Here is a 20,026-nt window from a genome sequence, read left to right as displayed (position 1 = left end):
CGAAAAAGGCGCGTGCCCGGCCGAGAGAAACCCCGACCGGGCACGCGCCCGTGCAATTCTTCGAGCGCCGTTACTGCTCGCTCGCGTTGTCCTTGCTGTGGTCGCCCGGCATGGTGGCGTCCACGAGCTTCTGCGACGGGGCCGCGACGTGCTTGGCCTTGCCGAAGAAGCCGATCTCGCCTTCCGCGTGGAGGCGTTCGACCATGTGCGGGTAGTGCAGCTCGAACGCGGGCCGCTCGGAGCGGATCCGGGGCAGCTCGGTGAAGTTGTGCCGCGGCGGCGGGCAGGACGTGGCCCACTCGAGCGAGTTGCCGTAGCCCCACGGGTCGTCCACCGTGACGATCTCGCCGTACCGGTAGCTCTTGAACACGTTCCAGATGAACGGCAGCGTGGACGCCCCGAGGATGTACGCGCCGATCGTGGAGATCGTGTTCAGCGTGGTGAACCCGTCGCTGGCCAGGTAGTCCGCGTAACGCCGCGGCATGCCTTCCGCGCCCAGCCAGTGCTGCACCAGGAACGTGGTGTGGAAGCCGATGAACGTGGTCCAGAAGTGCCACTTCCCGAGCTTCTCGTCCATCATCCGGCCGGTGATCTTCGGGAACCAGAAGTAGATCCCGGCGAAGGTCGCGAACACGATCGTGCCGTAGAGGACGTAGTGGAAGTGCGCCACCACGAAGTAGCTGTCCGACACGTGGAAGTCGATCGCCGGAGCGGCCAGCATGATGCCGGTCAGACCGCCGAAGAGGAACGTGACGATGAAGCCCATCGAGAAGATCATCGGCGTCTCGAAGGACAGCTGGCCCTTCCACATCGTGCCGATCCAGTTGAAGAACTTCACGCCGGTCGGGACCGCGATGAGGAACGTCATGAAGGAGAAGAACGGCAGCAGGACCGCGCCGGTCGCGTACATGTGGTGCGCCCACACCGCCACCGACAGCGCCGCGATCGACAGCGTCGCGAAGACCAGGCCCTTGTAGCCGAACACCGGCTTGCGGCTGAAGACCGGGAAGATCTCCGACACGATCCCGAAGAACGGCAGCGCGACGATGTAGACCTCAGGATGGCCGAAGAACCAGAAGAGGTGCTGCCACAGGATCACGCCGCCGTTGGCGGGGTCGAACACGTGGGCGCCGAGGTGCCGGTCCGCCATCAGGCCGAACAGGGCCGCGGTCAGGATCGGGAACGCGAGCAGGATCAGGATGCTCGTGATCAGGATGTTCCAGGTGAAGATCGGCATCCGGTACATGGTCATGCCGGGCGCGCGGAGGCAGACCACGGTGGTGATCATGTTGACGCCGCCGAGAATCGTGCCTAGACCGGATACCGCCAGACCGGCGATCCAGAGGTCGGCTCCGACGCCCGGAGAGTGGATCGCGTCCGAGAGCGGCGTGTAGGCGAACCATCCGAAGTCGGCGGCGCCGCCCGGGGTGAGGAAGCCCGACAGCACGATCAGGCTGCCGAAGAGGAACAGCCAGAAGGAGAACGCGTTCAGCCGCGGGAACGCCACGTCCGGCGAACCGATCTGCAGCGGCAGGACGAAGTTCGCGAACCCGAACAGGCTCGGCGTCGCGTACAGCAGCAGCATCACCGTGCCGTGCATGGTGAACAGCTGGTTGTACTGCTCCTGCGACAGGAACTGCTGGCCGGGCTGGGCCAGCTCCGTCCGCATGAGCATGGCCATCGCGCCGCCGACCATGAAGAAGGCGAACGACGCGACGAGATACATGATCCCGATCTGCTTGTGGTCCGTCGTGCGGAACAACCGCAGCAGGTACGAACCCTTTGCCGTCTCGCGCGCGGGATACGGGCGCGTCGCGATCGGCTTCGGGGCTACGGCCGTCACTCCTGCCTCCAACACTGCAACCTGGTGGTGGTCAACTTCGGGGCGCTCGGGCTCAGGCGAGCCTGATCCGGGCGGCTAGGGGGATCGTAGCCCTCGGTACCGACAGTCGCTCGCACCGGCTGGTTAGATCACCGCGTGACCGACCCGTACCGCGCCGCGGCGGTCTCCTCCGCACTCGCCGTCGGCCGCCGGTTCGGCCTCGCGACCGGCTCCGCCGAGGTGCTGCACGAGCGCTCGAACGTGCTGGTGAGGATGGGTCCGGTCGTGGCGAGAGTCCCGGGCACCACCCGGTTGCTGCGGCCGGACGCGAGCGCGTGGCTCGAGCGGGACGTCGCCCTGTCGGCCTACGTCACCGAACGTGGTGTGCGCGTCGTCTCACCGACCGCGGATCCCCCGGCCGGACCGCATTTCGCGGACGGATTGCCGGTCACGCTCTGGCACTGGACCCCGCACGATCCGGACCATCGGCACGGGCCGGACGAGAGCGCCCGGTCGCTCGCCCGGGTCCACGCCGCGTTGCGCGGCTACCCGGGCGAACTGCCGTCTCGCGGCCCGGTCGGCGAACTCCTGGACACCGTCGCCCGAAGCGGCTCGCTGCTGGACGGCTTCGCCGACCGGATCCGCGCGGAAACCGAACGGCTGGCGGCGCTGCTGCCGCCCGGCCCGGTCCAGGCCCTGCACGGCGACGCGCACCCGGGCAACCTCATCGAGACCGCCGACGGCCCGTGCTGGCTCGATTTCGAGGACACCTGGCGCGGACCTCTTGAATGGGACCTGGCGATCCTCGCGCGACAGGGCGGTCCGGAGTTTCTCGCCGCGTACCCGGCCGAAGCGGACGAAGCCGTCCTCGCGACGTGTACGCAGCTTCGCTCTCTCTTTGCGGTGACGTGGCGGTTGCTGATCGCACAGCGTTTTCCGCACCGCCTGGGCGAAGCGCGCGCCGCTGCGGCCGAGTACTTCAGTTGACCCAGCCGAGGATCGCTTCGACCACTCCGGCCGGGTCCTCCAGCGGCGTCAGATGCCCGACGTCCGGGAGGACGGCGAGGGTCGCGTCGGGCAGCGCGTCGACCATGGTATTGGCGGCGTCGAGCGGCGTGATCGCGTCGCGCTCCCCCACGATGACGAGCGCCGGGACGCCGGTTTCGCGCAGCAGGTCAACGGAATCGGGCCGGTTGCGCATCGCCCGCGCGGCCCAGGCGACCCCGGACGGCGGCTGCGCGTCGATCAATTCGCGCACGCGCGCGCGGACGTCGGCGGACGCGGTGTCGGCCAGCAGGTTCGGCAGATTGCCGTCGGCCAGCCAGCCCTTGACGCCCTCGGCCTCCGCGCGGTCCGCGACGTCGAGCCGGGTCTGCGCGGCTTCGGGAGTGTCCGCGGTGGCTTTGGTGTCGATGAGGACCAGTCCCCCGACGCGCTCGGGCGCCTGCCGCAGGACGGCCATCGCGAGGTAGCCGCCCATCGAACAGCCGCCGAGCACCACCTGATCGAGTTCGAGCTTGTCGAGGAGCGCGACGACGTCCCGCGCGGCGTCGGCCAGATCCGGCTCGGCTTCGGTCTCCGGCAACGGGCTCCGGCCGAGACCGCGCTGGTCCGGCGTGATGACCCGGAAGCGTTCCGCGAGCGGCGCGCGGACCGGGTCCCACATGCGGGCGTCGAGCGGGAAGGCGTGCAGGAGCACCAACGGCAGTTCGGTCATGGCGGAGATTGTCGCTGTTTTTTCGGCGCGTTTTTTGTCGGACCCCGTCGTTACGGTCGGGGGCGTGACAGAGATCGTGACGGAAAGGCTGGTGCTGCGGCACTTCGTGGAGGCTGATCGGCAGGCAGTGGTGGAGATCCAGTGCGACCCGGAGACGAACCGGCACAACCCGCGGCCGCCGGACACCGCGACCACGCTGGCGATGTTCGACAGCTGGCTCGAGCACTGGGAGACGTACGGCTACGGATACCTGGCGGTCCGGGAGCGAGGCAGGCCGGAAGCGGGCGACGGGTCGGACGTGATCGGCATGACCGGAGTGCGCAACCGGGAGTTCCGAGGCGAGAAGGTGCTGAACCTGGCGTACCGCTTCCGCCCGACGGCGTGGGGCAAGGGCTACGCGGCCGAGGCGGCACGGGCGGCGGTGGAGTGGGCGGAACGGGAGATACCGGCGATCCCGGTGCTGATCAGCGTCGCGGTGACGAACACGCCGTCGCTGCGAGTGGTGGAGAAGCTGGGGTTCACGGAGTACGTGGAGGACGAGTACGACGGAGCGGTTTCACGGCATTTCCGGCGGTGAGGGTCCCGGTGCTGGGCCGGGGCCGGGGTACTGCGGTGGTGGCTGGCGGGTTGCTGCCTGGTTGTTGGCCGGATCCTGGCGGGTTGTTGGCTGGATTCCGGGTTGAGGAGGCGGATGGCTCGGAGGGTGAGAGGCGGGTGGATTGGGAGAAGTGAGCTGATCGGGTGCGGGCCGGTGGGCTGACGGCGTGCTCACGCGGGATCGCCGCGCGTGAGTACGCGGGCTAGCCGGGTCCGGGCGCGCGGATTGAGCAGGTGCGAATCCACGGGCGGGCCAAGCGCGAACACCCACGCTGAGCGCGCGAACCACGGACGGCCGAGTTCGGACACGCGGACGGGCCGCCAACGAACCACGCACGCTGGCCGGGGATTGGCACGCGGAAGGGCCCAGCGCGAACCACACAAGCTCGCCGAGGCCGAACACGCGGACAAAACACGTGCGCGTCCGCCGACCGACCGGGTTCGCACACTCGAACCCGGTCGAGGCCGGGCACGTGGGACTGGCCGTCCGCGAACGCTGGGACTCGCCTGGCCGAACCGCCGGACTGGCCGTGTAGTGCTGGCCGCACGACCGAAGGTCGGCCCAAACGCACCGTGCGCCGCGGTGGAGCCGCGTTGAGTGGGATCTGGCCGAACTTGCTTTCGCGCGTGGCGGGGATTCGGCTGCGAGGTGGGCGTGCGACTGCGCTGCCGTCAGGTGGCCGCGTTTTCTCGGGTGACCATTGTGGACAGACGGGTGAGTTGAGGCAGACGGCGGGTCACGCTTGGCTAAGGCGATTGGCGTTGTCCCGCAACAACCATCCGCCGACGAGACCGCTCGTTACGGCGATCACGCCGAAGAGCAGCAGCACCAGCAGCACCCCGTGTGTCGCCCCGGTGCTTCCCTCGCCGTGGGTCGCGTAGACCGCGCCGGATACTGCGATTCCGAGCGCCAGGCCGAGTTGCCGGGAGCTGTTCGCGGCCGCGCCGGCTGTGCCGCCGTAGTCCGCGGGGACCGATGCGATCGCCACGGCCGGGAAGACCGGGGACACGATGCCCGCGCCGATTCCGGTCAGGATCAACACCGGGAGCAGGGCCGTCCAGGTCGGGCTGAGCAGGACGGCGACCGCGGTCAGGCAGCCGAGGCCGAGCAGGACCGTCGCGCCGCCCAGAACCTGGCCCGGCGACCTGGCGTGCAACCGTCCGCTGAGCAGCGCCGACACCACGACGAACACCACCACCTGCAGCGCCAGTACCGCCGACGTCGCCGCCGAGCTGAGTCCGGTCGCGTTCTGCAGCCACAGGGAAATCACTGGCAGCGCCCCGAATCCGGCGAAGTAATAGCTGAACGCGACGAGCAGCACGCCGAGGAACCGGCGCGTCGCGAACAAGCCAGTCGGCACCATTGGCGCGCGGCTGCGGCGTTCCACGACCACAAACGCGCCGATGGCCACCACCGTCGCCAGGTATCCGATCACCGCCCCGGCGGAGGACCAGCCGCGGTCGCCGCCGGTGATGACGGAATAGGTCAGGCCCGTCGCGGCGAGCGAAAACGTGACGATGCCGGGGTAGTCGACGCGGCGGCCGGGCGCTCGCGGACTCTCCTTCAACGACGTCGCCGCCAGGACGATCGCGACCGCGCACAAGGGCAGGGAAACAAAGAAAATCCACCGCCAGCCGAGCAACTGCGCGATGACGCCGCCGGAGAAAATGCCCATCGCGCTGGCCACCCCGGCCACCGTCCCCCAGACCGCGAACGCGCGGGCCCGGTCCCGGCCTTCGTAAGTCAGTCCGACCAGCGGCAGGATCGTCGCGAACATCGCCGCGCCCGCGACACCCTGCATGACCCGCGCGGCGATCAACTCGCCGGGCGTTCCGGCCACGCCGCAGCCGAGCGTCGCGAGCGAGAAAAGGATCAGCCCGGCGAGGTAGACGCGCTTGCGCCCGAGCAGGTCGCTCAGCGAGCCGAACCCCAGCAGCAGGCCCGCGAGCGCGACGGTGAAGACGTCCACGATCCATTGCAGCTGGCCGTATCCCGCACCGAGCTCGGCCCCGATCGCCGGCAGCGCGACGGTCACGATGCTGGTGTAGACCAGCAGCAAAAACGTGCCGAAGCAGGCGGCGGTCAACGGGACCCAGGACGGTGCGGCAACCGCGTGCTCCGCGCGGCTCGGCAGAGGAGACATGCCGAGAATCGTGCTGTAATAGTCTTATGCCGCATAACTCTTACCAGCGGAGTTTCCTCAAGTTTGTGACCGGCCTCACCAACGACCGCCCCGCCGACCTGGCGGCGTTGCTGCAGCACTGGGACGAGCCGGAAATGGGGCCGCTCCCGCCGGTCGCCGACGAGGACTTCCCCGAGCTGTGCGCGTTCCTGGATCGCTGGGTCGAGGTCATCGACGCGACGGACGACGCGGACCGGGTCCGGCTGCTGAACGCCCTGCTGGCCGAAGCCGCCGCCTACCCGAGAATCACCGCGCACGACGGTTTCAGCTGGCATCTCCACTACCGGGACGACGGGATACGGCTGCCCGCGATGCTGCGCGCGGTCACCTCAGTCGCGGCGGCGCAGTATTTGACCTCGACCAGCCTGCACCGTCTCAGCCGCTGCGCCGCGCCGGAATGCCGCCGCGCGTTCGTCGACTTCACCCGCAGCGGGACGCAGCGCTACTGCACCCACGCCTGCGTCAACCGGGACGCGGTCCGACGACACCGGGCCCGGCGCAAGGAAGCTCTCTCGCGGTAACGGTTTCCGCTCACCAGCGCCGGTTCGGCCGCCGCCGTGCCCGTGCCTCCCAGCACGGCCGGTGCCAATGCCGGCGGTCCGCGACGCCGCCCGTCTCGTCCGCGGGCCAGACGACCAGATGCGGCACGCCCGGGCGGATTTCGTGGTCGCAGCCGGGACAGCGGTAGGTCTTGGCCGCCTGCGAGCCGGGAACGGTGCGCACCAGCCAGTCGCCGTCGGGAGCGGATTCGCTGCGGGCCCAGCCGCTGACCGCGCCGGCGTCCGGCCGCTCGACGGGACCGGAACGGCCTCGGCCGGGTCGATTTCGTCTGGGCACGCAGTCACGGTAACCCGGACGCCGGCGGAAGTGCTCAGCCACGCACCTCGGGGATCGCTCCGACGACAGGTCCCGTTGTTCCCCCAGGCTGACCGGGTGATCGGGAACGTGACCTTTCAACCGGGCAGCCCAGGCCGAGCGGGAGGACATCGCCTGCTGAGGGCGGACCCAGAGCACACCGCACTACCCGGACAACCCCAACGCGGCATTCGCTGCGTCAGACGCACCCAACGGTGAGCGTCGCAGTGAGCGGGTCGAAGCTCACGCGCGAACCTGCGCCGCCGCTTCACCAGTGCGAGAACACCACCGCCGAGACGGTCCGGCCCCGAGAGATCAACCCCGCGCGATGGCCAGCGGGACCAGCTGCTCGGCCGACGTCAGCGAGCCGTGCTGGCCCACCAGGTTCGACTCCACTGCTTCGGCCAGTTCGCGCACCATGCCGAACGTTCCGGTCGCCGCCGCGACGACGTCGCCGATTCGCGGGCGTACCCGGTCGCTCACCGCGGTGCCGAACCAGCCCGCCGCGATCGCTTCCTCGCGCGGCAGAACCCACGCCCGCGAGCCCAGGACCTCGCGCCAAGCAGCTGTTACCTCCGCCGTCGCGCCGGGTTCCGTGTAGACGTGCCGTGCGCGGACCTCGCCGCCGAAAGCGCGGACGCCTTCCAGCAGTTCCGGAGTGTCCTCGAGGTTCAGTTTCTCCTCGACGGTCACCATTCCGTGGTCCGCCACCACCGCCAGGACGGCGCCGGAGGGCAACCCGTCCACAATGGACTCCACCAGGCGGTCGACGTGGCGAAGCTGCATCCGCCACGCGGTCGAGCCGGGGCCGTAGAGGTGGCCTAGCAGGTCCAATTCGCTGTGGTAGGCATAGCAAAACGCGCGCGAGGAGAGTACGTCCAAGGTCCGCGCGGCCAGGTCGCCCAGCGCGTGCACCCCCGCGTATCGGGCACCGCTTTGCGTCGCTTGAGTCAAGGCTGTGTTGGCGAAATGCGCCGAGGACACCACCGTGGCCTCGATCCCCGCGGCAGCGGCGCGTTCGAAGGTCGTCGGCAGGGGCTGGACTTCCCGGGGCGGCAGAGCGCCGCGCAGGTCGCTGCCGTCGTCGTGGGAGCGCCAGCGCAGGGCGTTCAGGACGCCGGCTCCCGGGACCTCGAAGGTGTAGCCGACCATGCCGTGCTCGCCCGACGCGAGGCCGGTGCCGATCGCGGCGACACCGGCCGCGGTGGTCGACGGGAAGCCGACGCGCAGGGGGCTGCTGGCGAGTTCGGTGAGAACGGGCGCGTCGGCCGCGTGCTGGGCGAGCAGTTCCCAGCCGAGGCCGTCGATGAGGAGCACGCACGCGCTGCGGGCTTCGGGCAGCGCCAGACCGCCGTCCTCGCCGGGCACGCCCAGCGCGCCGAGCAGGGCGGGAACGACCTGGCCTAGGTGCGGAACATCCGCGTACTGGGGCACATCCACCCGGACAGCTTCCCACCAACGCGGCCCGCCAGCGATAATCGACGCATGCCCACCTACGCCTACCGCTGCCGCGACTGCACCGAGACGTTCGAACTCCAGCGCCCGATGGCCGAGTCCAGCGCGCCCGCCCCGTGCCCGGAGGGGCATACGGACACGGTCAAGCTGCTCACGACGGTCGCACTCACCGGTTCGGCCTCCGCCCCGGCACCGGCTGGCGGAGGTTGTTGCGGGGGCGGCTGCTGCGGCTGACCGGGCGAGACCGCGGCGGAGGCGACCGGCCCAGGCCGACCGGTTTGGCGGACGCACGCCGTCCCGCGGTATCCACCAGCCGACGGTGGATACCGCGAGCACAGCCGCTCAGCAGCTCTTCAGTGCCTGATCGAGGTCAAGCCACAGGTCCTCGACATCCTCCAGCCCAGCCGAAAGCCGCAGCAGGCCGTGCGTGATGCCGGAACCCGTGCGGTCGTCCTCGGCGACGATGCGATGCGTCAGCGACGCCGGGTGCTGGATCAGCGTGTCGACACTGCCCAAGCTCACCGCGGGCGTGATCAGCCGAACCGCGCCGACCACCGCGTGCGGGTCGCCGGTGACCTCGAACGCCACCAGCGGGCCGCCCAGTTTCGGGTAGTGCACGGTGCGTACCGACGGGTGCGAAGCAAGCCGCTCGGCCAGGACGGCCGCGGTTTCCGAAGCAGCTTTCACCCGCAGCGGGAGCGTCGAGAGACCGCGCAGCAACAGGTATCCGGCCAGTGGGTGCAGCACGCCGCCGGTCGCGAAGCGCAGGGAGCGCAGGCGCGCGGCTTCCTCGGCGTCACAGGCCACGATGCCGCCCATGACGTCGCCGTGGCCGCCCAGGAACTTTGTCGCGCTGTGCAGCACCATTCGGGCACCGAGGCGGCCGGGGCGTTGCAGCACTGGCGTCGCGAAGGTGTTGTCGACCAGCACCGGAACGTCGCCGCACGCGGCGGTGAGGGTGGCGATGTCCAGTTCGCTCAAGGTCGGGTTCGCGGGCGTTTCCACGAAAACCAGCCCGGTGTCCGGGCGCAGGGCGTCGGCGACGTTCTCGGGCGCGGTCCAGGTGACCTCGGTGCCCAGGAGACCGGTGGTCAGCAGGTGGTCGGTGCAGCCGTACAACGGCCGGACGCCGACGACGTGCCGTTTTCCTTGCGACACCGCGGAAAGCAGGCAGGCCGAAACCGCCGCCATGCCGCTCGCGAAGGCCACGGCGTGGTCGAAGCCCTCGAGTTCCGCCAGCGCCTGCTCGAACCGTTCGACGGTCGGATTGCTGATCCGGCCGTAGATGCCGGTGACGTTCGCGCCCGCGGCGAACTCGTCGATCCGGCGGGCCTCCTCCGCGCTGTCGCGCGCGGGGTAGGTCGTGGAGAAGTCGAGCGGGGCGGCGTGCAGGCCGAGGTCGGCGAGATCGTCGCGACCGGCATGGACGGCTCGGGTGCGCAGGGCGGAAGTCATGGCAGTCACGTTCGGGCACACAACGGCTAAAGGGCAAGAATCTCGGATAAGATTCAGCAATGAGCGAGACTGTCGAACTGAGTCCGGTTGATCTTGAGATTCTGCGGGTGCTGCAGAACGATGCCCGGACGACGAACAAAGAACTCGCGGCCGCGGTCGGGCTCGCGCCGTCGACCTGCTTGGACCGGGTGGCCCGGCTCCGGGAGACCGGCGTGATCACCGGCCAGCACGCGAAGGTCGACGCGGCGAAGGTGGGCCGTCCGCTGGAGGCGTTCCTGTTCGTGCAGGTGCGGCCGCACCGACGGCCGCTGGTCGAGCAGTTCGTGGAACACCTCCTGGCGCTGCCGGAAATCCGCGCGGTCTACCACCTGACCGGACCGGACGACTTTCTCGCGCACGTCGCCACCACGTCGGCCGCCGAGTTGCAGCGGCTGGTGCTGGACGAACTCACCTCCCGCGACGAGGTCGCCCGCGTGCACACCAACCTCGTGTTCCAGCAGTGGCAGGGCGGCCCGTTGCTGCCGCCGGACGGCGAACCCGCCCAGGGCGCGCGCATCCGGCGGCGCGACCGGTGATCAGCGCAAGATAGCTGGGTGGAGATCAGCTACCTGACCGAATCCGACCGCGCCGGCTGGGAAACCCTCGCCCGCGGCAAAGACGCCTACTTCGACGTCGAGCGCGCCGACGACAGCTACGACCGGACTTGGCGGCGCCTGCTCGACGACGACCGGCTGCGCGGGATCGCCGCCCGACTCGACGGGACGATGGTCGGCATCGCGCACTACCTGTTCCACGCCAGCATCTGGTACTCCGGCAAGTGCTACCTCGCCGACCTGTTCGTGAACGAGAACGTCCGGCGAAAGGGCGTCGCGACGGCGCTGATCGAGTGGGTCGCCAGTGACGCGGAGAAACACGGCTTCCCGTCGCTCTACTGGAACACGCTCGAAGACGCCCCGGCTCGCGCGCTTTACGACCGGGTGGGCAAGTACCACGACGGCTTCGTTCTCTACACGTACCAGCGTCAGTAGTCCTTGAAGCCCTTCCCCGTCTTGCGACCCAATCGTCCTGCCGTCACGAGGTGTTCCAAAAGCGGCGCAGGCGCGTAGCCCTCTTCGCGGAACTCGTTGAACAGCGTCCGCTCGATCGCCAGCGACACGTCCAGGCCGACCACGTCCAGCAATTCGAACGGCCCCATCGGCAGGCTGCAGCCGACCTTCATCGCGGTGTCGATGTCGTCCGCCGACGCGTAATGCGCTTCCAGCATTTTCACCGCGTCGTTGAGATACGGGAACAGCAACGCGTTCACGATGAATCCGGCGCGGTCGCCGCACTGCACGGGGTGTTTGCCGACCGCCGCGCAAACCGCCGTCGCAGTCGCGGTGACGTCTGGGGCGGTCGCGATCGTCGACACGACTTCCACCAGTTTCATCACCGGCGCGGGGTTGAAGAAGTGCAGACCCACCACATCGCCGGGCCGCGAGGTCGCCGCCGCGCATTCGATGACCGGCAGCGAGGACGTCGTGGTCGCGAGCACCGCACCCGGTTTGACGACTTCGTCGAGCGCGGAAAACACCGCCTGCTTAACGGAAAGCTCCTCGGCGACCGCCTCGACCACCAGATCGACGTTGGCCAGTTCTTCGAACTCCGTCACCGGACGGATCCGGGCCAGGGCGTCCGCGGCGTCCTCTTCGGAGAGTTTGCCCTTGACCACGGCCTTGTCGAGTGACTTCTTCACCTTCGCCACCGACGCTTCGGCCTTCTCCATGCTGCGCGCCCGCAGCACGACGTCGAAACCGCGCTTGGCGAACACTTCCGCGATGCCGGTGGCCATGGTTCCGGTGCCGATCACCCCGGCGGAACGCACTTCGCGAGTCACCGAAGAGTCCACTCCCGACGATGCGACGGAATCCACCACCACCGGCGAATCCGGTGCGTCGTAAGTGTAAAAACCACGCCCGCTCTTCCGGCCCAGCTGCCCCGCGGTGACCATCTGCTTCAGCAGCGGCGCGGGTGCGTGCAAGCGATTGCGGGATTGGTGGTACATCGTGTCGAGGATTTCGTACGCGGTGTCCAGCCCGATCAGGTCCAGCAGCGCGAGCGGGCCCATCGGGTAGCCGCAGCCGAAACGCATTGCCGCGTCGAGATCTTCGCGGGTGGCGTACTTCTGCTCGTACATCCGCACCGCGTGGTTGAGATACCCGAACAGCAGCGCGTTCGCGATGAACCCGGCCCGGTCGCCGATCACCACCGGCGATTTTCCCAGCCGCTGCGCGAATTCCACGACGTCGGACACCACATCGGGCTCGGTGACCACCGTGCGCACGACCTCGACCAGCTTCAGCACCGGCGCCGGGTTGAAGAAGTGCATGCCGACGACCTTGCCCGGCCGCGCGGTGTGCACGCCGATCTCGGTGATCGACAGCGAGGACGTATTGGACGCGAATACCACGTCCGGCCGGGTCACCTTGTCCAGCTGGGCGAAAACCTCGGCTTTCGCCGACAGGTTCTCCGGGATCGCCTCGATCACGAAGTCCACTTCGGACAAGTCGGCGAGCGCGGTCGTGGTGCGAATCCGTCCCAGCAGCGCTTCCCGGCCGGCCTCGTCGAGCTTCCCGCCCGCGAGCCCCCGTCCGGTCGAATGCCGCAGGTGGCCGAGGCCGCGTTCGACCCCGGCGTCGTCGAGTTCGACCGCGACCACGTCGAGCCCGCTGCGGGCGAGCACTTCGGCGATGCCCGCGCCCATCGTGCCAAGGCCGACCACACCGACCGTCGAGATTTCCCGTGCCACGAGGCCTCCAGAGGTTACCCGCCGGTAATTGCCGCTCACTGTGCCACGCGAGACCCTCGAAAGCACATCGGAATCGAGTCAGTCCTGCCGAAGTCACCCGGACGGAACCCGCGTTTACTCCCCGAAGTTCGACTCGACCAGCTCGGCCACCTTCGCCACCGCCTCGGACGCCTGCAGCCCGCGAGCCCGCACCACGATCCGGTCGCCCTGCCGCGCGCCGAGCGACATCAGCGCCAGCACGCTGTGCGCGTCCGCCTCCTGTTCGCCCAGCTGGATCGACACCTCGGCCTCGAATTCGGCCAGGCTGCGCACCAGGACCGCGGCCGGCCGAGCGTGCAGGCCGACATCGTTGGTCAGCGTGAACTCCTTCTCCACCACGCCTTCCTCGCCGGCTGCCGAAGGCTCCGCCGCGGCCAGGTCGGGCGCGACCCCGGCACTCGCCGCGGCCTCGCCCACCGTCTTGGCGTTCGCGCCGCCCTGCGCCGCGACGGCCGCGGCCACCGCGCCTTCCACCAGCGGCGCGTCGACCACCACCGCGGCGGACGGATCGGCCAGCGATTCCACCGCCAGCTCCGCGGTCATCTGCGCGCTGCCGAGGTCGTACAGCAGCACCACGCCGTCGCCCGAGTCCGCCCGCTGGGCAGCCGCGACGACCTCGTCGTAGTCGGTGCCGATGCCGCCGCCGTCGGGCAGCCCGCCCGCCGGGACGATCCGGACGTCCGGGGCCATCTGGGCGGCCAGTTCGGCCAGGCCTTCGGCCAGTTTCGCGCTGTGCGACACGAGAACGATTCCGACGGTCACCGGGCCGCCTCCGCGAACGCGCGCAGGAGCAGCGCCGTCGAGCGGGCACCGGGATCCATGTGCCCGACCGCGCGTTCCCCGAGGTAGGAGGCGCGGCCCTTGCGCGGGATCAAGTCCACAGTGGACTCCGCGCCGCGGTCGGCCCCGTCGGCAGCCGCGGTGAGCACGTCCGCGATCGTGCCGTCCGCGGCTCCTTCAGCCGCGGAAACGGCCGGGATCAGCGCGTCGACCATCGTCGCGTCGCCGCCCACTGCCTTGCCGCGCGCCTGCACGCCCTCCAGGGCCGCCCGCAGCGCGTCCAGCAGCAGCGGAACGTCGATCTCCGCCGCGTCGCCGAGCTTCGCCGACGCACGCAGGAACGCCGTGCCGTAAAGCGGTCCGGCCGCGCCGCCGACCTTCGAAATCAGCGTGGTGGCGGCGAGTTTCGCGACCCCGGCCGGCGTTTCCGGCACCCCGGTCTCCAGCGCGGAGACGATCGCGGTGAAGCCCCGGCTCAGGTTCTCGCCGTGGTCGGCGTCGCCGATCGCGCGGTCGAGGTCGACCAGTTCGGTGCGGTGTTCGGCGATCACTTCGGCGGCGGCGCGCAACGCGGCCGCGACCCCTTCGGCAGTGCAGGCCATCAGATCCCCCACCGCAGCGCGGGCGTGCGCACCGGCGCGTCCCACAGCTGCGTAAGCTCGTCGTCCAATTTCAGCAGGGTCAGGCTGATGCCCTGCATTTCCAGGCTCGTGATGTACGGGCCGACCAGCCTGCGCTCGACCAGGATCCCTCGCTCGGCCAGCAGCCGCTCGGCGATGCCGTGCGCGAGGTACAGCTCCAGCTGCGGCGTGCCGCCCATCGAGTTGGTGAACAGCAGCACCTTGTCGCCGGATTCGAACGGCAGATCGGACACCACCGCCTCGACCATCCGGCCGACCAGCGCGTCGGCTGATTCCGCCGGGATCCGCTCGCGTCCGGGCTCGCCGTGGATGCCGATGCCGAATTCGATCTCGTCCGGCCCGAGGTCGAAACTCGGCTCGCCCACGTGCGGAACGGTCGGCGCGGACAGCGCCACCCCGATCGACCGCACCTGCCCGATCACCTTGCGCGCCAACGCTTCCACCGCGTCCAGCGAATCGCCGCGCTCGGCCGCCGCGCCGGTGATCTTCTCCAGCAGCACGGTGCCGCCGACGCCGCGCCGCCCGGCGGTGAACGTGGAGTCCTTGACCGCCACGTCGTCGTCGATGACCACGCTGCGCACGTCCAGGTCCTCGGCCGCGGCCAGTTCGGCGGCGGTCTCGAAGTTCAGCACGTCGCCGGTGTAGTTCTTCACGATCAGCAGCGCCCCGGCCGGCCCGGTGGTCGCCGCGATCGCGCCCTGCACCGCGTCCGGGGTCGGAGAGGTGAACACCGGCCCGGGCACCGCGGCGTCGAGCATCCCGGGCCCGACGAACCCGCCGTGCAGCGGTTCGTGTCCGGAGCCGCCGCCGGAAACCACCGCGACCTTGCCCGCCACCGGCGCGTCCGCGCGCACGACCAGCGCCGGATCGTCGCGCACGCGCAGCAGGTCGGCGTGGGCGACCGCGAGCCCTCTCAGCGATTCCGCGACGACGGCCGCCGGATCGTTGATGATCTTCTTCATAGCGGACCTCCGGCACCTCGGCGTCGTGGACGACCCCAACCTATGAGGTCGCCCGGCGCGCCGCAAAGCGCCCCCTGGTCACGCCGCGGGCAGTTTCCCGGCCAGCTGCTTGGCCAGCCCGACGGTCTTGCCGCACGGGTCGTCCTTGTCCGCCTGCGCGTCGGAGTTCGAATACTCCAGCTGGACCACCTCGACGTGGTCTTCCTTCCACTGCCGGTGCTGCCATTTCACCTGGCAGCTCGACCCCGAGGTGGTGCCCTGCTTCGCGTACGCCTGGTTCGGCGTGCCGACGTCGGCCTTCAGCCAGCCGTCGCCCTCGGCCGGCGCGATGCCGGGGAACATCGTCACCCGGACGCTCGGGATGAGGCCCCAGTCGCACGAGTGCAGTCCGGACGCCCGCGGCTTCCCGCCCTTCACGACGCCGTCCACGGCAGCCTCGTCGAGCACCGAGCAAGGATCGACAGCGAGCAACGTGCCCGGGCCAGGCACGTACTTCTGCGGGTTGTTGTGCAGTTTCTCGACCGCTGTCGCGACGAGCTTGCGGCCGGCCGCGCACGCGTCGCCGCCGGTGTAGTCGATCCGGAACGAGACGCCGAAGTCCGGGTTCCGCGCAGTGAGCGCACTGACCACGCAGCCGGACCCTCCGCCGAGGTCGGGCACCTCGACCTGCGGCAGCCCGCCGACCGCACCGGTCGTCTTGTCCGACGCGAACGTCACGATGCCGCCGACCTCGACGCTCGCCCGGATTTCCTTGCCGCCCGGGTCGGTCGCCTTCGCGACGCAGGCGTCGAACTGCGTGCTCGACGCGGTCGCGTCGCCCTGCATCGTGCCGAGCGGGCTCATCGCGGTCTTGTCCACGAACTGGCACGGCAGCAGGTCGCGCAGGACGGCGGGGGCGACCGCGGGATCGGTGATCGGGCCGGACGTCGCGCCGCTGTCCCCGGCGGCGGGGACCGTCGTGCGCGCGAAGTTCTCCTTGCCCAGGTCCGGGCCGCCGCACGCGGACAGCGCGGAGGTCGCGACCACGCCCGCGGCGACCAGGGCGGACAACTTGAGGAACCGGCCGAACCGGAGATCGTGCACCACGTCCGGCAACCTAGCGGGCGAGGCTGCCGGACGTGGGCGCAACCCGGTTATTCGGAGGGTGACTCTTCCGCCAGTTCGGTGCTCGGCGGCACGACCAGCGGCCGCAGCACCGCCCACAGCACGAACAACGCGGTCACCACCAGCAGGCCGATGCCCGACCAGAGGTTGATGTTCACGTCGGCGGCCTTCTTCAGATCGTCGTCGCTGGTGAACCCGGCGCCCATGATCGTGAGGATCACGCCGTAGACGCCGAGCAGCAGCGCGATGATCAATCGGATGTCGAAGGCGCCCGCCTTGTGCGGCCGCGAGGTTTTCTCGGTCATGCGGGCCTCCTCAGAAGATGATGTTGAGAGCGATGGTGAGCACGAGGACGATGCCGGCCAGCAGGCCCGGCTTGCGGTACCAGCCCGCGTTCTCGCCGGTGTCGTCGTGCTTGAGCGCGTCGCGCGGCGTGAGCGAGTAGACCAGGCCGACCAGCTGCGAGTCCGGCTTCGGCTGGGTGGCCAGCGAAACCGCGACGCTCACCACGATGTCGATGGCGAACGCGGTGCCCGCCGCCACGAAGCTGGTGCCCTGACCGGCGAGCGAGAGCACGCCCGCCTGCGACAGCGCCCAGATCGTGATCGCCGACGCGGTGCCCGCCACCAGACCGGTCCACCCGGCCGCCGCGGTCATCCGCTTCCAGAACATGCCGAGGATGAACGTGGCGAACAGCGGCGCGTTGAAGAAGGAGAACAGGTCCTGCAGGTAGGTCAGGATGTTCGCGGACTGCGACGCGACGAACGCGGTGCCGATGGCCAGCACGGTCGCGCCCACCGTGGTCTTCCGGCCGAGGCTCAGGTAGTAGCCGTCCGGCTTGTCCTTCTTCACGTACGTCTGCCAGATGTCGTACGTGAAGACGGTGTTGAACGAGCTGAGGTTGGCCGCCATGCCCGCCATGAACGACGCGAGCAGACCGGCGATCGCGATGCCGAGGATGCCGTTGGGCAGCAGGTCGCGCATCAGCAGCAGGAGCGCGTTGTTCGCGGTGACCCCGGTCGTGGCCGGCTTGTCCGCCAGCAGAAGTCCCTTGTCCTTCAAGTACTCCGGCACCACGACCCCCGCGATCATGCCGGGGATGATCACGATGAACGGCACCAGCATCTTCGGGAACGCGCCGATGATCGGCGTCCGCCGCGCGGCCGACATGCTCTTCGACGCCATCGCGCGCTGGACCTCGACGAAGTTCGTCGTCCAGTACCCGAAGGACAGCACGAAGCCGAGGCCGAACACAATGCCCAGCACGGACAGGAAGTTGTTGCCGAAGCCGGTCAGGTTGTCGCCGGGCCAGGAGTGCAGCTGCGCGGTGCCGCCGGGGCTGTGCGTGACCTTGTCGACCAGGCCCTGCCAGCCGCCGACCTTGACCAGGCCGACGATGGTGAGCGGCAGCAGCGCCACGACGATCACGAAGAACTGCAGCACCTCGTTGTAGATCGCGGCGGACAGGCCGCCCAGCGCGGTGTACGCGAGCACGATGGCGGCCGCGACGACGATCGACACCCACAGCGGCCAGCCCAGCAGCAGGTTCACGACGCTGGCCAGGAGGAACAGGTTCGCGCCGGCGATGAGGATCTGCGCCGCGGCGAAGCTGATGCCGTTGACCAGGTGCGCGGTCGGCCCGAACCGGCGGCGCATGAACTCGGGCACGCTGCGGACCTTCGAGCCGTAGTAGAACGGCATCATCACCAGGCCGAGGAACAGCATCGCCGGGATGGCGCCGATCCAGAAGTAATGGACGGTCGGGAGTCCGTAGAGGACGCCGTTGGCCGACATGCCCATGACCTCGACCGCGCCGAGGTTCGCGGAAATGAACGCCAGACCGGTGACCCACGCGGGCAGCGACCGGCCCGACAGCAGGAAGTCGAGACTGCTCGACACCTGCCTTCGCGCGAGATAGCCGATGCCGAGCACCAGGACGAAATAGAACGCCAACTCGATGTAGTCGATCGGACTCGCGTCGAGCCGCAAGTTCGCGTCGGCGAGGAACGGCACCCCTGCCACCTCCGAATCAAACATTCTTACACAGAAAACACCATCGTTCCTGTCAGACCGGCACAGTACTGCATGGATTCCGAAGAGGCACCCCGACACCGCGGTTTTTCACCAACCTGCCGCTGACCTGTGCATTCCGCGTGCCCGGACGGACCGGTGTTGAGTCCTGTCGCTTCGCCGGACAAGGACTCACCAAGGTCACAGATTCACCCGATTCGGGAAGGTTGCCCGCCTCCGCCCATAAGATCCCGGCACCTTCGAAGATCTTCGGAAAGGACCCCCTTCGCGATGACCAGTCCCACGTCCCCGCTCCGCATGCCCGGACGGCTGCGCGCCGCGCTCGTGTTCGTGTTCCTGCAGGCGCTCCTGAACGGCATACTCGGCATCTTCGCCCAGCTGGAGATCGCGAGATGGCAGGACCACGGCCAAGATCCGGCCGGGGTCCTGTATCTGGTCGAGTTCCTGTCGTACATCTTCGCCGCGGGCCTGCTGGCGTCCGGCATCGCGATCCTGGTCGGCTACGACTGGGGCCGGTGGGCGATGCTGGCGTGCGAGGTGCTGTCCGCGATCGGCGGGCTGATCAACCTGGTGTCCGGCAGCCCGCAAGCCCTCCTCGGGCTGGTGCTGGCCGGACTGGTGGTGACGACGCTGTTCCAGGAACAGGTCAAGGCGTGGTTCGAGGCGAAGGCGGCTCAGCGCCGAGCGGGACCTGCGCCGCAACCGGGCACGACGATCTGAGGCGTTCCCGGACGACGCTGCGCCGAGGGGCCCACGACCTGGTCGTGGGCCCTTTTTACCGCAGTTGCCGTTCCCTGCCGCCGTGGTGCGACGTCATCGGCTGGCCTCGGTGAGCCGTGCGAGCCATTCGCGCAGCAGACCGGCCTCGAAGACGCTGAAGCCCGCGTCGGTCACCGGGTCGGAGTCTTTGGCCGGAGCGACGATCCCGAGCAGGGACTCCGCGCGGTCGGCTATCGGGGAACGCTCGTCGGCGCGAGACGCCGATTGCTCCGTCAGCGCGTCGAGCACGATGTCGCGCAAAGGCTGGATCAGCTGAATGTCTCGCTCTTCTTCCGGCCGGGCCAGCAGGAGCAGCACCGCGCCGGTCGTGGACGCCTCGATGGCCGCCGCGGCTGCCTCGACCGGCACCCGGAGCAGGCCTCGCGCGTTGGCGCGTTCGAGCATCCCGCGCAGGATGGCCCGGTTTTCCGCCGCCGCCGCGGGTTGCCGGCCCGGCCGGACGTTTCCGTACATCAGCGTGTAGATCGCGGGGTTGGCGAGCCCGAACGCGACGTGCACATCCCAGCCGCGGCGCAGGTCTTCGACCGGGTCCTCGCTGGGTTCGAACGCGCGCTTCTCCGCGAGGTAGCTCTCGAAACCGAAGATGGCCACGGCGTCGAGCAGCCCGTCCTTGTCCCCGAAAAGCCGGTACAGCGTCGGGGTTTGCACTCCGGCCGCGTTCGCGACCGCGCGAGTGGACAGACCCGACGGCCCGGCCTCGGCCAGCAGTTTCACCGCTTCGCTCAGGATGCGCTCGCGCTGGTCCTCCGACCCCTGGGGTGCCATGTGCCAACGATAACAGAATTCTGTTGACGTTGACAATGACGGTGTCACGGCA

The 20,026-nt window shown here is 69.3% G+C and carries 21 protein-coding genes; 7 read left to right on the top strand and 14 right to left on the bottom strand.

Annotation, left to right across the window (positions count from 1 at the left end; genetic code table 11):
- Nucleotides 1-70: 70 nt before the first annotated feature.
- Entirely contained in the window at nt 71-1,843 is a 1,773-nt protein-coding gene (gene ctaD / locus H5411_RS22775; RefSeq protein ID WP_101438098.1) for an aa3-type cytochrome oxidase subunit I, read from the bottom strand.
- A 135-nt stretch (nt 1,844-1,978) separates the two neighbouring features.
- Between ctaD and H5411_RS22770 the strand changes: the two genes are divergently transcribed.
- Entirely contained in the window at nt 1,979-2,809 is an 831-nt protein-coding gene (locus H5411_RS22770; protein WP_101438097.1) for a phosphotransferase enzyme family protein, read from the top strand.
- Here the strand turns inward: H5411_RS22770 and H5411_RS22765 are convergent.
- Entirely contained in the window at nt 2,802-3,539 is a 738-nt protein-coding gene (locus tag H5411_RS22765; protein ID WP_101438096.1) for an alpha/beta fold hydrolase, read from the bottom strand. The genes H5411_RS22770 and H5411_RS22765 overlap by 8 nt on opposite strands.
- On the opposite strand from H5411_RS22765, the gene H5411_RS22760 reads away from it, so the two are divergent.
- Entirely contained in the window at nt 3,538-4,116 is a 579-nt protein-coding gene (locus tag H5411_RS22760; protein ID WP_101438095.1) for a GNAT family N-acetyltransferase, read from the top strand. The genes H5411_RS22765 and H5411_RS22760 overlap by 2 nt on opposite strands.
- 757 nt (nt 4,117-4,873) lie before the next feature.
- Here H5411_RS22760 and H5411_RS22755 read toward each other — a convergent pair.
- Nucleotides 4,874-6,280, bottom strand: a complete 1,407-nt coding sequence (locus tag H5411_RS22755; protein WP_101438094.1) for an MFS transporter — start codon at nt 6,278-6,280, stop codon at nt 4,874-4,876.
- A 65-nt stretch (nt 6,281-6,345) separates the two neighbouring features.
- Between H5411_RS22755 and H5411_RS22750 the strand changes: the two genes are divergently transcribed.
- A complete protein-coding gene (locus H5411_RS22750; RefSeq protein ID WP_101438093.1) occupies nt 6,346-6,840 on the top strand; it encodes a CGNR zinc finger domain-containing protein in 495 nt (164 codons plus the stop codon).
- A 10-nt stretch (nt 6,841-6,850) separates the two neighbouring features.
- On the opposite strand, the gene H5411_RS22745 is transcribed toward H5411_RS22750, so the two are convergent.
- Nucleotides 6,851-7,156, bottom strand: a complete 306-nt coding sequence (locus tag H5411_RS22745; RefSeq protein ID WP_101438092.1) for a hypothetical protein — start codon at nt 7,154-7,156, stop codon at nt 6,851-6,853.
- A gap of 333 nt (nt 7,157-7,489) precedes the next feature.
- On the bottom strand, nt 7,490-8,614 hold the full coding sequence (locus H5411_RS22740; RefSeq protein ID WP_183124960.1) for an alkaline phosphatase family protein: 1,125 nt from the start codon (nt 8,612-8,614) through the stop codon (nt 7,490-7,492).
- A gap of 45 nt (nt 8,615-8,659) precedes the next feature.
- On the opposite strand from H5411_RS22740, the gene H5411_RS22735 reads away from it, so the two are divergent.
- Nucleotides 8,660-8,863 (top strand): FmdB family zinc ribbon protein, encoded by a 204-nt coding sequence (locus H5411_RS22735; protein WP_183124959.1) that lies wholly within the window; start codon nt 8,660-8,662, stop codon nt 8,861-8,863.
- A 108-nt stretch (nt 8,864-8,971) separates the two neighbouring features.
- On the opposite strand, the gene H5411_RS22730 is transcribed toward H5411_RS22735, so the two are convergent.
- Nucleotides 8,972-10,084: a trans-sulfuration enzyme family protein gene (locus H5411_RS22730; RefSeq protein WP_183124958.1), complete on the bottom strand. Its 1,113-nt coding sequence runs from the start codon at nt 10,082-10,084 to the stop codon at nt 8,972-8,974.
- A gap of 59 nt (nt 10,085-10,143) precedes the next feature.
- Here H5411_RS22730 and H5411_RS22725 point away from each other — a divergent pair, with 59 nt between their 5' ends.
- Together H5411_RS22725 and H5411_RS22720 are read left to right on the top strand one after the other, a co-directional pair.
- Nucleotides 10,144-10,659, top strand: coding sequence for an Lrp/AsnC family transcriptional regulator (locus H5411_RS22725; protein WP_101438088.1), 516 nt, complete (start codon nt 10,144-10,146; stop codon nt 10,657-10,659).
- Nucleotides 10,660-10,677: 18 nt separating this feature from the next.
- Entirely contained in the window at nt 10,678-11,112 is a 435-nt protein-coding gene (locus tag H5411_RS22720) for a GNAT family N-acetyltransferase (protein ID WP_183124957.1), read from the top strand.
- On the opposite strand, the gene H5411_RS22715 is transcribed toward H5411_RS22720, so the two are convergent.
- The 7 genes from H5411_RS22715 to H5411_RS22685 form a co-directional block, all read right to left on the bottom strand.
- Nucleotides 11,106-12,872, bottom strand: coding sequence for a 3-hydroxyacyl-CoA dehydrogenase family protein (locus H5411_RS22715; RefSeq protein ID WP_183124956.1), 1,767 nt, complete (start codon nt 12,870-12,872; stop codon nt 11,106-11,108). The two genes, H5411_RS22720 and H5411_RS22715, sit on opposite strands and share 7 nt — an antisense overlap.
- A 114-nt stretch (nt 12,873-12,986) precedes the next feature.
- A complete protein-coding gene (dhaM, locus tag H5411_RS22710) occupies nt 12,987-13,673 on the bottom strand; it encodes a dihydroxyacetone kinase phosphoryl donor subunit DhaM (protein WP_101438085.1) in 687 nt (228 codons plus the stop codon).
- Entirely contained in the window at nt 13,670-14,293 is a 624-nt protein-coding gene (gene dhaL / locus H5411_RS22705) for a dihydroxyacetone kinase subunit DhaL (RefSeq protein ID WP_101441114.1), read from the bottom strand. Before dhaL ends, dhaM begins: the two co-directional genes overlap by 4 nt.
- Nucleotides 14,293-15,294, bottom strand: coding sequence for a dihydroxyacetone kinase subunit DhaK (dhaK, locus tag H5411_RS22700; RefSeq protein WP_101438084.1), 1,002 nt, complete (start codon nt 15,292-15,294; stop codon nt 14,293-14,295). The genes dhaL and dhaK overlap by 1 nt, the downstream gene beginning before the upstream one ends.
- 78 nt (nt 15,295-15,372) lie before the next feature.
- Nucleotides 15,373-16,380 carry a DUF3558 domain-containing protein gene (locus H5411_RS22695; RefSeq protein ID WP_208637434.1) on the bottom strand — a complete coding sequence of 336 codons (1,008 nt, stop codon included), beginning with the start codon at nt 16,378-16,380 and terminating at the stop codon, nt 15,373-15,375.
- Nucleotides 16,381-16,427: 47 nt separating this feature from the next.
- Nucleotides 16,428-16,703: a hypothetical protein gene (locus tag H5411_RS22690; RefSeq protein ID WP_101438083.1), complete on the bottom strand. Its 276-nt coding sequence runs from the start codon at nt 16,701-16,703 to the stop codon at nt 16,428-16,430.
- 10 nt (nt 16,704-16,713) lie between these two features.
- Nucleotides 16,714-18,411 (bottom strand): sodium:solute symporter family protein, encoded by a 1,698-nt coding sequence (locus tag H5411_RS22685; RefSeq protein ID WP_183124964.1) that lies wholly within the window; start codon nt 18,409-18,411, stop codon nt 16,714-16,716.
- Between the two features lie 288 nt (nt 18,412-18,699).
- On the opposite strand from H5411_RS22685, the gene H5411_RS22680 reads away from it, so the two are divergent.
- Complete coding sequence (locus H5411_RS22680) at nt 18,700-19,149, top strand: hypothetical protein (protein ID WP_183124955.1); 450 nt, start codon at nt 18,700-18,702, stop codon at nt 19,147-19,149.
- A gap of 93 nt (nt 19,150-19,242) precedes the next feature.
- On the opposite strand, the gene H5411_RS22675 is transcribed toward H5411_RS22680, so the two are convergent.
- The gene (locus H5411_RS22675) at nt 19,243-19,974 is read right to left on the bottom strand and encodes a TetR/AcrR family transcriptional regulator (protein WP_220817306.1); all 732 of its coding nucleotides are present in this window, start codon (nt 19,972-19,974) and stop codon (nt 19,243-19,245) included.
- Nucleotides 19,975-20,026: the final 52 nt, after the last annotated feature.

Origin of the sequence: Amycolatopsis echigonensis, from assembly GCF_014174495.1 — a bacterium.
GTDB lineage: Bacteria > Actinomycetota > Actinomycetes > Mycobacteriales > Pseudonocardiaceae > Amycolatopsis > Amycolatopsis echigonensis.
Note: the sequence above shows the minus strand (reverse complement) of the source record. Positions and strands in the feature narration are given on the sequence as shown.

What these genes read in the sequence shown, in the direction of transcription:
- H5411_RS22675 (WP_220817306.1), bottom strand. Translation starts at nt 19,974, where the DNA reads ATGGCACCCCAGGGGTCGGAGGACCAGCGCGAGCGCATCCTGAGCGAA.
- H5411_RS22725 (WP_101438088.1), top strand. Translation starts at nt 10,144, where the DNA reads ATGAGCGAGACTGTCGAACTGAGTCCGGTTGATCTTGAGATTCTGCGG.
- H5411_RS22765 (WP_101438096.1), bottom strand. Translation starts at nt 3,539, where the DNA reads ATGACCGAACTGCCGTTGGTGCTCCTGCACGCCTTCCCGCTCGACGCC.
- H5411_RS22690 (WP_101438083.1), bottom strand. Translation starts at nt 16,703, where the DNA reads ATGACCGAGAAAACCTCGCGGCCGCACAAGGCGGGCGCCTTCGACATC.
- dhaL (WP_101441114.1), bottom strand. Translation starts at nt 14,293, where the DNA reads ATGGCCTGCACTGCCGAAGGGGTCGCGGCCGCGTTGCGCGCCGCCGCC.
- H5411_RS22760 (WP_101438095.1), top strand. Translation starts at nt 3,538, where the DNA reads ATGGCGGAGATTGTCGCTGTTTTTTCGGCGCGTTTTTTGTCGGACCCC.
- dhaK (WP_101438084.1), bottom strand. Translation starts at nt 15,294, where the DNA reads ATGAAGAAGATCATCAACGATCCGGCGGCCGTCGTCGCGGAATCGCTG.
- H5411_RS22735 (WP_183124959.1), top strand. Translation starts at nt 8,660, where the DNA reads ATGCCCACCTACGCCTACCGCTGCCGCGACTGCACCGAGACGTTCGAA.
- H5411_RS22680 (WP_183124955.1), top strand. Translation starts at nt 18,700, where the DNA reads ATGACCAGTCCCACGTCCCCGCTCCGCATGCCCGGACGGCTGCGCGCC.
- H5411_RS22755 (WP_101438094.1), bottom strand. Translation starts at nt 6,280, where the DNA reads ATGTCTCCTCTGCCGAGCCGCGCGGAGCACGCGGTTGCCGCACCGTCC.
- H5411_RS22730 (WP_183124958.1), bottom strand. Translation starts at nt 10,084, where the DNA reads ATGACTTCCGCCCTGCGCACCCGAGCCGTCCATGCCGGTCGCGACGAT.